Below are 11,512 nucleotides of genomic sequence, written 5' to 3'. Positions count from 1 at the left end.
CAGGGCTTAGTTTACAAACCAGAAACTACTAGGCCTCAGAACGGTTATGCCTACTAAAAAATGTTGGTAGAAGCATCTGGCCCTATTGCTTGTTGAGGACTCTTCGTCCGCAGCAGTATCATATGTAGGTAGTAACCCAGATAACTCGATTTTTGGTGCAAGAACGCGGTTATGGCCCTGATTTGTGGGTAGGCCTGTCTCCCACTAGTCCTACACGCCCAGACCCCGCGACATCTAGATATGAAAAACTTGGTGAACCCATAGGTCTGAGCTTTCAAACGGGCCATGGACAGATGCTGTGCAGCCACGCAGTGGGACTTTCCTCGCCATCGGGCCAATTGGCATCCAGTCTACGTAGACTCGCCACTCCTCGACATCGACGACTTTGACTATTCCGATTGCCAAGATGCTCATTTCGGAAGAGCCTTGTCCAAGCATTTTTTTGACTGCAATGCGGTCACCCGGGCGTATCCCACGGAACCTGTCTTGTTGAACCGCGATGGCATTCCCTTGTGCATTCCCGTCTGGAACAGTTGTTTTTACATCCCAACAATACCAATAACCCCGCGTAAGGAATTCAGACAGAACATCATCTTTTCCGCCCCACATAGCACCAACAACCCAATAGTTCATTGTTATATTTCCATCGACTGATATTTTAAGGATAGGTGTCGCTGCTCGGCGAGGCAATTTAGGCAACTTGGTGCTGGAATTTTTTCAAGTAGCTGGTGAAGACCCAACCTGTAATCACCTGTCCGTTCATGATCGTACCTGCTTTTCTACCCTAAGGCGAAGAGGAGAGTAGGACATGACAAGGTACTTAGCGTGAGGCTAACATTGAGAGAGCTTACGCTGCCCCACTCGTGGCGGTATGTGCTGCAAAGGTGACACCAACTGCAAGTTTTTTGAGCAAAATGCTCGGGGTTTTCAGTTTTTTCAAGTTCATTTCCAGTCCTCCATCAGCAGTGAAATTGACGCTGTATTGCGTCGATTGGTTGCTCTGCTTGTGGGCCGAAACATGGGCTTGGGTGTACTTCTGGTACGACTTCGCTTGAGTGGTATGGTTGGCAAACGATACCGAAGGCACCGTAAGATCTCTCTTTGGAAGGTAGTTGCGATAATTGCCGGAGGCCGACAGCAAAATCATAGCGATTTGCATGATCTGATGCAAGTCAGAAATGCCAAAAAGTGTCAAACGTGTGCAAAGCTTCGCCGCGCATATTCGGCGATGCTTCTCGATTTCTACTTCTCTGCGGTTGGCGCCGAAGATTTTTTTTCTGGTTTAGATACCGTCTCAAAGTTCAACATTTCGTTGGGCGGCACTCCCAATGTCGCGGCCAAAATACAAATGTTGACCAGCGCAATGTTTCGCTGTCCACGCTCGATCCCTCCCACGTAGCTTCTGGCCAGACCAGACTCCAGGGCCAGTTTCTCCTGGCTCCACCCAAGAACCTTCCTCAGTTGTACAACCCGTTGCCCGAACAAGATTTGGGGATCGATTCTCGGATTGTATGTCATAGATGTCACCAAAGTTGTGGGTGATCAGAGCATAAGAATCTGGCTACTATGTAGCCACTCCCTATGATTACCCGCGCTATAGGTACACTCACTATGAGTGACAAAATTGCTATTGGAAACTATACTCATCCCGAAACCTGAAGATCCCATGCTATGGGACCTTAGCACCTGAGCCAAATCACAACCCCTATTTCGGAGAGTTGCCAACAGCGAGGGATTCGATTGATTAAGGATGCACAAGATGAAAAAAATTAAGAAAACAATCACCGTGACCACTATTGCCATTTCCCTTGCTGCTTGCGGTGGCGGCGGTGGCAGCGATTCCTCCTCGCCAAGTTCGCCACCAGTGGCGGTCGTCCCTGCTCCACCGACAACGCCGGTTGTTACGCCTGGTGATCTTCAAACTTCGGTGCCGGCTCTTACTTACGCTGCAAATAGTCCTGAATTCGCATTCGTAACGGAACTCAACCAATTCCGTCAACAAGTCGGCCTGGGGCTTTTGGCGCAGAACGCAATGTTGGATAAATCGGCGCAAAATCACCTCCAATACGTACTCACGAACGATGTATTGAAGGGCGGAACTGTTGACATGCGAACTTTTGATCCGGTTACAGGCCGTCCTATGTTCCACATCGAGGCTGCGAGCAACCCCAACTTTACTGGTGTGCAAGAGTGGGATCGCGCGAAGTCCGCAGGTTATTCCAGTGCGTATGTTGGTGAAGAACTTGCCTTCGGCGGCGGCAAAGGAGGCCAGGCAGCCTTGTCGACCCTGACAAAGACTATCTATCACCGAGCCGGTTTAATGGTTCAGGGAGACCGTGAAGTTGGAATTGCAGTGGGGCAAGACTCGTCACAGACCTTCACCCTTGAATTAGGCTACGTCACCCCACAATCGAACGCCAGCGATTTCCTGGGCGTTTATCCCGCCGCCAATCAAACTGGTGTTGGTCGGTACACTGGTGTCGAGACCCCAAATCCGTTCCCTGACCTCTCGACAAGCACCGATGACTTCCCAACTAAAACCGGCTATCCCGTGAGCGTAGCAACTAAGGAAGGTACTACGCTTGAAGTAATCACATTCACCATCACTGAGGCGGGCGCAACAGCGCCGCTGGATGCACGGCTTATGACGAAGGATAATGATCCAAATCGTTATCTGACATCTAACATCGCATTCTTAGTGGCCCAAGGAACGTTAAAGGCGAAGACGACCTTTTCCGTGAAATTCTCCGGGCGTGTTAATAATGTGGTGGTCAATAAGAACTGGCAGTTCACGACAGGCGCTTAATAATGCCAGCCTGCGCCGGTGTGATCGAGGTCGAGACGATCGCGATCACCTGACGCCTTGCCATGCGCTGGGGTGGTGATTCGCGAACTGCTGGCGTCCGAAACGCGCGAGATCGAGCCCCCGGTGCGCACGGGAGGTGCTGTTATTCGAGAAAGGGTTGACCACGATGATCACAACGAATGAGCAACATGAAGTCCAACCGTTTCCTTTCATGCGTACGCCCGGATTCAAGACCTGGCGTACGGTCGGCATAGATATATGGAAGGCTTATTTTCTTCTAAATTTCGCGTGCAAGGAGGGCGGAACATGGGTCAGCCAAGGGATGATGCTATGGGATGAGGAAGATCTGTTGAACTTTTGCAAGCAGGCTCGCAACAGCTCTTCGAAAAAAATATATCAAATCGTAAAGCTTGCACCACCGAAGTCCGGTCAAATTGAAATTTGGCGCTGGACTGTGATAAAGGAAATATGGCGCTGTCAGGAAGATAGCGAGCAGGAAGTTATTCTCTACATGACGGACGACGGCGAACAAGAGCTTGGCGATCGAGCAACAATTGATCAGAGCAGCCTCAAACAAGTTGAGCAACTGTTTGTTGCAGCGAAACGACGGCCACTAAGCACACGTTGAATATTGCACATGTCACGTAGCTATTCCGTTGTGGCGTTTGGGGCATGCCGGTCATGGAAGGAAAATATCCAATGTCGACTAAACGTATTAAAACCACAGCGGAATATGCGGCGGTACTCAAAGAAGTCGACGGACTTATGTCTGCGGAACTTGGGACGCTCGAAGGGGAGCGTTTACGGGCCCTCGCTGCATTGGTGGAAGCCTGTGAAGCTAAGAACTTCCCAATAAATCCTGCTACGCGCGCAGCCTCGAAACCGCGTCTTTAGTGTAGGCAGCTCACACATAATTGGTCAGTCCGTCGCCGATTTGGCCGCGAGTCGTCGATTTAGATAGATGGGGCTCCGGCCGCGTTAATAGTGTGATGGTCAATAAGAATTGGCAGTTCAGGACTGGCGCCTAACTGCACGTAACTATTTCGTTGTGGCGTTTGGCATGCCACAACCGCCGGGCGCATAATACCGCACGGCATTTTTCTGCCTGCTCAGACAGCGACACAGGGGGGCGTGGGTCAGCTTCAATCCTTGCCTTTCTACTTGGTGTTTTGCTCATGCATGAAGCGATATGCCGGAAGGAGTTCGATGAGGTTATAAGCATGGAGTACGTCGAGAGTAATCGAATGCTCCAGGCCATGCCTATTTAAGACCCACTGTGCAAAAGACCACGGATCGCCGTATGCACCATGAAGGTAGCAGCGCAAGACCAGACGCTCCTTGGGTTGCGATGTGCGATTAGCCATCTCTTCGGTGAATTCACAGTTTTGAGGTCGCACACCACGGCGCCACATGTATTCCAAGGCAGTCCTGTCTGATTGAATCGCTATTTTTCCACTGCTCTTCATTGGTGCGATACCGGCGACGGATCGTGCCCGAACCGGATCGATCATGACGGCTTCATTTAACAGGCGCTCTTGATCGAGCCGTTCAAGATAGGCCACGAAATCTGCTGTGTTCGACAAGATAAGTGCTCGCTCTTCGTCCGACAGTTGACGGCCCGACGCACCATTAAATTGTGGCGTTCTGTTCGCTATGGGAAGATAAGAATAAATTTTTGAAAAGCATGTTGAGCCAAGGAGCTGAAAGGATCCATTCACCAATGTAATATGCACACGGCGGTAAATTGTATGCCCACACCCGACCGCTTGGCAGCGAACACGGTCCAGGTGATCTAGTTCTACGACGGCCACAAGAAAAACTACACTAGAAGCAATCGCGTCATCAATTGTTCTTGTCATATGTTTAATTTTCTTTGCGCATCGAGTGTTCATCATCGTCTTTTAGTGAAGACACAGGCATCCACCTCTCAGAGTTTTATCCCGGCAGAACGGGGCGTGGCAAACTCTGTTGGCTCTTTTCCTAACGGGAACGCGACAACATAAAGCGCAGTTGTTGGCGTTGGTGTCACATCAGCATCCGTTCCAAACTTCAGAAGTAATTTTCGGACTGAATAGCATAGCGACACGTCTAATTGCTTTAACTTGTCAATATAATCCTGCAAAACATCATACACTTCGAATTTTTGAAGTTCTGAATATAGATCCGAGCAGTCGCGGTATTCTCGGAAGTAGTCGACGAGCTCTGCAAATTCCTCATCTGCAGCTCGGCTCATTTCGAAGGCCGGCACCGACAAGTCCATGCTATTGGCCTCAACTAGGCGAGCAAACTGCCTGCCCGTTGTCAGCGCCGTCGCCTTGAGCATGATATTTTCCGAGTCAAATTTCTTCTTGGCTTCGGCAACCTCTTCGTCCGTTGGAATCATGAACGGTTTGCTAAGCGCATCAATATCTTCAAATTCGAACGCCTTTGCTATCGCGCGGCGAGTATCTAAACTGGAAGGTGCATTTTGCTCGATTCGTTGAATGGTCCGAGCGCTGAGGCCAGAGATGTCAGCGAGTTGTTCTTGCGACCAACCTCGGATATGTCGAAACAATTTAATCAGAGCGGCCAGCTCCTCATGCGTAAGCAAACGGGGCTGAGGTTGTTCGTTGGTACTCATCGCAATCTCCATTAAGTTAAAGTAATAGAGCGAGTATGCGCAAACTCTCTAAGCCTTAACACGACAGCACCCCGACAGCGACCGGACACACATCAACTATTTTGCAAAATAATCTTGTCTGGAGTTGCGATTCCGGTGTCGCCAACGACCTGCCCCGTGTCGGGTGCGGGTTCCCAATAGCCGTAAATGCCGCAACTGTTACAACGGTAATTTCCCATTGAAAGCCATGGTTCATCATCATGGGATTCGCCTTCAATTATCAATGACTCAACCTTAGACAGTCCACAGCCACAGTGTGTGACCGTCCGTAACCCGTACTTTGCTTCGGAACGGCGTATCCATTGCTGGTCATGTGCTAGTTTTATGGCTTTCATGCGGTTCTTCCTATAGGTATACGGCGTTGACTGTAGCATACCAGTCGCTGCTGTTTATCCTGCTTGGGCCTTGGTTTCGAGTGACTGGCCCGTGCCATAAGCCTGGCGTACGATGAACGCGGGCGCCAGCTTCAGGTATTATCGCCAATTGGGCACGCGTGCCCCGCATGCCATTCCGGAGCATTAGCAAATGAAGGTCTACCTCGATGACGAGCGAAATACGCCTGATGGATGGATTCGGGTGTACTGGCCTGACGAGGCGATATCACTATTGGCGGCCGGCGGCGTTAACGAGATCAGCCTCGACCATGATCTTGGAGATGACGAGCGAGGCACCGGATATGACGTTGTTTTGTGGCTTGAAGAAGCTGTCGCATTGCGTAATTTCAATCCGCCAATGATTTCTGTTCATTCGGCCAATAGTTCCGCTCGTCAGAAGATGGAGGCAGGAATCGCTGCGATCTACCGGTTAGTTGCCAGGCGTAAAGGCAGCTGAGGGGGGGCCTCTAGGGACACGTTGAATATTGCGCATGTCACGTAGCTATTTCGTTATGGCGGTTGGCATGCCACGAGTCCAAATATCTAAACGCCGAGCGCATAATACCGCCCGGCGTTTTTCTGCCTGCTCAGGCAGCGATATACCAGTCTCTGCCCTAGTGGCTAGCCGTTACGGAATTACGTCATGAAGGGCATTCGCACAGATGCCGCACGTCCCATGAAGAAGACGGAAAATTCAAGGATATCTTCGCGCCCCGCAACCAGTAAAATATTGCTAAGATGCAGCCAACATAACGATTAGGCAATTGATGCTGGAAGGGGAATTTTTTGACCATTTTTATCCGTGATGTGGAAGACCTGTTGCAGGCTCGCTCACTGACGAATCCGTCACTGGATGTGCTGAACCCGAACGACCAATCGTATCGCGCGCTCTTGCTTCAGCCCGCCGGCCCCATCTTGGCCGATAACACGCGCATTGGTCCGATGGATATTGATTTAGCCGATACGCAGGCAATGAAGTTCCTTGAGCTTGCCATTGCGAAGGGCCAGCAATTAGTTGTCACCCCAGAGTACTATCTGCCCATCAAGACCCTCGTGACTTGCGTTCAGGGAGTCACGTTCCCGGCCGTTGGAACCTTGTGGGTTCTTGGTTGCGAGAGCATGACACCAGCGCAACTTGAGAAATTCGAAGCGGACTGCGCTGGGTTTTGCGACGCTATCTTCGATAAAGACACTGCCGCGGCCGTGCAAGGTATCTACTACGACCCGGTAGCGTATTGTTTTGTGACCAAGGATCAGGGCGGTAACGACCGTCGAGTCGTTCTCTTGCAGTTCAAGACAATTTCGTCACGAGATGACCATTTTTTTGAGAACAAGAACCTCCGCTGCGGAAACATCATCTACCAGTTCAAAGGTCCCGACGATGTACTCTCGCTTTCGACCATCATATGCTCGGATGCCTTCAATGTGGCGTCGGACGAGAAAGTCCGTAGCCAACTAACTCGCTTCGCCACGCTCATTCACATACAGTTGAACCCGAAGCCGAGGCACAGCGATTATCTGCGATACCGTCTGGATACCTTCAGTAAGAACAAGGATCTGAACAACTGCGACATCGTTTGTTTGAACTGGGCCGAGAACATGGTTCAGTACGACGCACCTGGTGGAAAGCGCGAGGCTTGGAAAAACGAGAGCGGCTCAGCATGGTATATCTCCGACCATCGATGCTCCTCTAATGATGATGAAGTCGATAGCAATGAGCGACTGGGTCTGTATTATTCAAAGCACGTCAAGCACCGGCATGTGCTCCACTTCCACTTCAACGCTGCCGCGTTTGAACTGACCGTTGCGAAGGTGGTTCAAACTGGCTCATACCTGCACGACAACCACTTGGGACCGAAGTTGGATGTCCGCTACACATGGGATGAGGCGCATCAGGACTGGAAGCCTAACGCTGAATGTCCGGATCCGGGCCTCTCTAAACTCTTCGAACTGACGCCTCAAGTGGGGGCCTTAGCGAGCCTAAAGAACATGGAAAGCCGACTACAAGTAGAGCGAGCCATCGCCTTATCTTGTGGTCTTGCAAAGAGCAAGGTGACTTGGTTCCGGGCTGTTGAGCTCGACGCATGTAAATTAGGGGAGGACGAAATCGTGCGACGTATCACGCTCTCTCTCGACCGCGACAAGCAAGCACGAGAAGTGCGAGAGGTTCGGGTGAAAAAGGTCGCTGCTCTTAACACTATCCTCAGTACGCAGAATCTGCCACGCCAAATTCAGGACCTCAGGGGTGGTGGTGCTCAAGTCATGTGGCATCCCCAAACTCCCCATACCAACGTATTTAAGGAGGGCTCGCAGCCTGCACTGGTTGCCTATCTTGGAATGGATCCGAGCTCCGACACCGTACGCAACGTGAGCGATGCGGCGTACGAACTGCTTCGTCTCGAAAACAATGATAAACACAAGCATCGTATTGCCGTTTGCTATCACTCGATGAACGAAGCTGGAGAGACCCGGCTGGAGTTCGCGAACATTCCCCAGCTTACCGACATCACACACGGCGGTGGCAGCGCTACATCCATCACCGAGGAGTATTAAATGGAACAACTTCAATCAGCTCGCCAGAAGGTAGTCGACTTGTTGGGTGACGTAAAGGAGGTGGAGGACGCAGTGGTGTGCGCCGAACGCCTCTATGATGGAAAATGCTACGCCATCGCATACGTCGACCTTGCCGACAATGTTGTCGGCCGCGCCGGTGAGCTTCGTGATTTTCAGGAGCGAATCCTGGGCGATGACTTCTTCGGCACGCTTGGCGATCTGCGATGGAACAAGTATCTTTATATTGTTGCAGGCCCGAAGTCGCGGGACCAGAATGGATTCGAGGACGCCAAGGCTGCGATCGAGTCGGATAAAGAGTACGCCCGAAAGCGCGTTGTCTCCGAAGACGAGCTTGAGGCTCTGCTGGGAGCCGCTCAGCACTTTACTTCAAGTACTTCCGGCAAAGACTTCAACGTTGTCGGCGAATGGGAGAAGCGGCTTGCGGCTGCCGACCTGGATGAGCTTCTCGACCGTCCCGCTCGAAAAGCCGTGGTAGAGCGCATCGGTACTCGGTCAGCCAAGCGTGTGCCAGTTGCCGACAAGACCCTCACTCTCAACCCCGTCGATACTGCTCTCGCTCAAAAATGGCTTGCGTCCGTTTCCATTGATAGGTTCCGTCCAATACACGACGGAAAATCGTATTCGTTCGGCCAGGTCACTCTCATCGTTGGACCGAACGGGACAGGAAAGACATCTCTACTCGAAGCTATTGAGTACTTCTACTGCGGTCACAACCGCAGACCAGGGAACCCAGAGACTCCGAAGATTTCTGGCACATTGGTCGGAAACATCGCTCCGCTGCCCTCTTCCACGGAGTCCGGTCGCATCAGGGCGCGCTGCTTCAGTTGGTACAACCGCGATGAGCGACTCGCAAAGTCGATTTTGGGCGCGTTCACCCGATACAATTTCCTTGATACAGATGCCGCGTTCAGACTTTCAACAGATCTTGAGCCGTCGGAGATTCCAGATGACTTGAGCCGGTTGCTGGTCGGTGCGGATGCCTCAACGATTTGGGATTATTTGACCAAAATCTCACCCGAAGTCGAAACCGCTCACGAACGGGCCGGTCTGAAGGTTGACGAGATGCGGATGAAACTCGAGGTAGCACAGCAGGAACTCAAGGATTTGCAGGAGTGCCCGTCCAACGGCAAAGCTCTTACGGAGGCGTTCCGCGCCGCTTTAGATGCACTTCGGTGGAAGGCTCCCAGAGCGACAACGCCTCTCACGACCGAGGACGAAGCAAATGGCCTCCCGGAAGCACTTAGCCATATTCAAGCGATGTTGGCAGCGGGTTCAGCCGCAGTGTCTTTAGACGCTATTTCGGCGCGGAGCCGAGAGCTTGAATTGGTACTCGCGAAGGCTCGTCCGCTTGACAGTGACCGCACGCGATATGCGCAGGAGGCAAAGCGGCATGCTGAGCAGGCGTTGGCCGGTGAACGCGCATCTCAAGTATTGGATCGTTGGCTTACCTACGTGAACAGCGGATTCGTTGCCGCTCATGCTCACGTCACGAAAGCTAAAACAGCGGCTGATAGCGCGTTGGGCCGACTCGGCGTGTATGCAAATGGCAATATTCCCGAGGTGCCTGAAGAGTACGCATCCATATCTTTAGAAGCCGCCCTTCGGGAGGCGAACAATGATGTCCGAAATGCCACCACCCAAGTGACCAATTTGGAGAGTCTGTCCAATAATTTTGGCAAGGTAGCTTCTGCGCGCGCGCAAGCGGCGCGTCAACTACGAGCAGCTGCGGAGGCCACGTTCGAGGCTGGCCACTCGAGGGATGATTGTCCGATCTGCCGGGCAAAATATTTACCTCAGGATTTGGCTGTCCTTGTCGATCAAATTACTAGCGCGCTTGAACAGCCAAGCGAGCTCACGGAAGTTACTGCTCAACTTGCTCAGGTTCGGGAGAGGCTTAAGCACCTACAAAGCTTAGTCAATTCTCTCCAGTTCTTGAAGCAAATTGCAGACTCCATAAACCTTGCGGCAGATGCGGCCTGCGCCACGATTCCTACCAGGCTAGCAGAGTTAAGAGCTGAATTGGTCAAGGTCGAGTTGGAATTTGTCGCGGCCAACAAGAACTGGGAGCAACTTGCCAACTCCGGTTTGACTATAAATGAACATGACCTCCTCCGGAATGCGATATCCACGATTCATGGCGCTTCGGAAGCAGAACTCAATGCGATTGCTATTGGCGAGGTGCGCGTAAAGCATCTCGAAGCAGTCTCTGAATCTCGAAAGCAGGAGAGCGAGAGTCTCGAATTGTGCAATCGCGCTTCAGAGCAACTTGCAGAAATTAGTAACACAGCTATCGTCGAAGGTTGGAACACGCGTGCAAAAGAAAATGTTGGCACGCAGTCCTTGGTCATTATGCAAGGTGAAATCCTCTCAATTCAGAGTCGAGCGAGTGCTTTGCAAAGCCTCATGGACTTCGAAAACAGCGCATCGCTTGCTGAATTGAGTGTAGGGGTGATTGGCACCGCACGAGTCCATTCGGAGGCGATACAGGCGGTCAAGATTGACGCCACGGCATCGGAGAGTACTTTAACGCTGACAAATCGCATCGAACAATTGAATAGGCAGTTGAAACTGGCGTCGGAACAGGCTGACAACTATCTGGCTGCGAAAGATACTTTAGAACTGCTCCTTAGCGAGTGTTCCCTCGAGCGGGCATCGCAGAAGTCGCTGGATGCCATCGGCGCTGAAATTAATGATATTTTTAGTCGTATTCATGCTCCGAACGAATACGAATATGTCGGACGCGGTGAAATGCTCCTGCAGACATCCTCCACGCATGAGAAACGATCGCTTGAGCAGATAAGTACTGGGCAGCGTGCTGCATTCGCACTATCCGCGTTCTTGGCGATGAATCGCAGCGCGACTTCGGCACCACCGGTTATTTTGATTGACGACCCAATTGCGCATATTGACGACTTGAATGCGCTGTCGTTTCTCGACTATCTGCGCGACTTGGTTGTAAACTCTAATCGGCAGATATTCTTTGCGACGGCAGACACCCGAATTGCTTCGCTCTTTACGCGGAAGTTCGGCTTTCTCGGCGAATCGTTCAAGACCATTCCGCTGACCCGTGCGTCGACCGCAGACACGGTTGTCAGTTAG

At 51.6% G+C, this 11,512-nt stretch carries 11 protein-coding genes; 5 read left to right on the top strand and 6 right to left on the bottom strand.

Annotated features, from left to right (window positions below):
* Window positions 1–234: 234 nt before the first annotated feature.
* The 3 genes from GJA_RS26440 to GJA_RS00710 form a co-directional block, all read right to left on the bottom strand.
* Window positions 235–633, bottom strand: coding sequence for a hypothetical protein (locus GJA_RS26440; protein ID WP_061301681.1), 399 nt, complete (start codon window positions 631–633; stop codon window positions 235–237).
* A gap of 214 nt (window positions 634–847) precedes the next feature.
* Window positions 848–1,159, bottom strand: coding sequence for a hypothetical protein (locus tag GJA_RS00715; RefSeq protein ID WP_144241392.1), 312 nt, complete (start codon window positions 1,157–1,159; stop codon window positions 848–850).
* An 83-nt stretch (window positions 1,160–1,242) separates the two neighbouring features.
* The gene (locus GJA_RS00710) at window positions 1,243–1,518 is read right to left on the bottom strand and encodes a helix-turn-helix domain-containing protein (protein ID WP_038487649.1); all 276 of its coding nucleotides are present in this window, start codon (window positions 1,516–1,518) and stop codon (window positions 1,243–1,245) included.
* A gap of 241 nt (window positions 1,519–1,759) precedes the next feature.
* Here GJA_RS00710 and GJA_RS00705 point away from each other — a divergent pair, with 241 nt between their 5' ends.
* Complete coding sequence (locus GJA_RS00705) at window positions 1,760–2,806, top strand: CAP domain-containing protein (RefSeq protein ID WP_167541077.1); 1,047 nt, start codon at window positions 1,760–1,762, stop codon at window positions 2,804–2,806.
* 157 nt (window positions 2,807–2,963) lie between these two features.
* Window positions 2,964–3,434 (top strand): hypothetical protein, encoded by a 471-nt coding sequence (locus GJA_RS00700; protein WP_144241391.1) that lies wholly within the window; start codon window positions 2,964–2,966, stop codon window positions 3,432–3,434.
* Between the two features lie 529 nt (window positions 3,435–3,963).
* Here the strand turns inward: GJA_RS00700 and GJA_RS27010 are convergent.
* The 3 genes from GJA_RS27010 to GJA_RS27005 form a co-directional block, all read right to left on the bottom strand.
* A complete protein-coding gene (locus GJA_RS27010) occupies window positions 3,964–4,665 on the bottom strand; it encodes a hypothetical protein (RefSeq protein WP_144241390.1) in 702 nt (233 codons plus the stop codon).
* Between the two features lie 68 nt (window positions 4,666–4,733).
* A complete protein-coding gene (locus GJA_RS00690; RefSeq protein WP_038487636.1) occupies window positions 4,734–5,426 on the bottom strand; it encodes a helix-turn-helix domain-containing protein in 693 nt (230 codons plus the stop codon).
* A gap of 92 nt (window positions 5,427–5,518) precedes the next feature.
* The gene (locus GJA_RS27005; RefSeq protein ID WP_144241389.1) at window positions 5,519–5,800 is read right to left on the bottom strand and encodes a hypothetical protein; all 282 of its coding nucleotides are present in this window, start codon (window positions 5,798–5,800) and stop codon (window positions 5,519–5,521) included.
* 190 nt (window positions 5,801–5,990) lie between these two features.
* On the opposite strand from GJA_RS27005, the gene GJA_RS00685 reads away from it, so the two are divergent.
* The 3 genes from GJA_RS00685 (at window position 5,991) to GJA_RS00675 (ending at window position 11,512) form a co-directional block, all read left to right on the top strand.
* Window positions 5,991–6,296 carry a cyclic-phosphate processing receiver domain-containing protein gene (locus tag GJA_RS00685; protein WP_038487633.1) on the top strand — a complete coding sequence of 102 codons (306 nt, stop codon included), beginning with the start codon at window positions 5,991–5,993 and terminating at the stop codon, window positions 6,294–6,296.
* 329 nt (window positions 6,297–6,625) lie between these two features.
* Window positions 6,626–8,392 carry a hypothetical protein gene (locus GJA_RS00680; RefSeq protein WP_038487628.1) on the top strand — a complete coding sequence of 589 codons (1,767 nt, stop codon included), beginning with the start codon at window positions 6,626–6,628 and terminating at the stop codon, window positions 8,390–8,392.
* Complete coding sequence (locus GJA_RS00675; RefSeq protein ID WP_038487625.1) at window positions 8,393–11,512, top strand: AAA family ATPase; 3,120 nt, start codon at window positions 8,393–8,395, stop codon at window positions 11,510–11,512.

It is taken from the genome of Janthinobacterium agaricidamnosum NBRC 102515 = DSM 9628 (assembly GCF_000723165.1).
Taxonomy (GTDB): domain Bacteria; phylum Pseudomonadota; class Gammaproteobacteria; order Burkholderiales; family Burkholderiaceae_D; genus Janthinobacterium; species Janthinobacterium agaricidamnosum.
This window is presented reverse-complemented; position numbering and strand designations above follow the sequence as displayed.

Bases quoted from the DNA above. Each gene is read 5' to 3' on its own strand.
- GJA_RS27010 (WP_144241390.1), bottom strand. From the start codon at position 4,665: ATGACAAGAACAATTGATGACGCGATTGCTTCTAGTGTAGTTTTTCTT.
- GJA_RS00685 (WP_038487633.1), top strand. From the start codon at position 5,991: ATGAAGGTCTACCTCGATGACGAGCGAAATACGCCTGATGGATGGATT.
- GJA_RS00705 (WP_167541077.1), top strand. From the start codon at position 1,760: ATGAAAAAAATTAAGAAAACAATCACCGTGACCACTATTGCCATTTCC.
- GJA_RS00710 (WP_038487649.1), bottom strand. From the start codon at position 1,518: ATGACATACAATCCGAGAATCGATCCCCAAATCTTGTTCGGGCAACGG.
- GJA_RS00715 (WP_144241392.1), bottom strand. From the start codon at position 1,159: ATGCAAATCGCTATGATTTTGCTGTCGGCCTCCGGCAATTATCGCAAC.
- GJA_RS00675 (WP_038487625.1), top strand. From the start codon at position 8,393: ATGGAACAACTTCAATCAGCTCGCCAGAAGGTAGTCGACTTGTTGGGT.
- GJA_RS27005 (WP_144241389.1), bottom strand. From the start codon at position 5,800: ATGAAAGCCATAAAACTAGCACATGACCAGCAATGGATACGCCGTTCC.
- GJA_RS26440 (WP_061301681.1), bottom strand. From the start codon at position 633: ATGAACTATTGGGTTGTTGGTGCTATGTGGGGCGGAAAAGATGATGTT.
- GJA_RS00690 (WP_038487636.1), bottom strand. From the start codon at position 5,426: ATGAGTACCAACGAACAACCTCAGCCCCGTTTGCTTACGCATGAGGAG.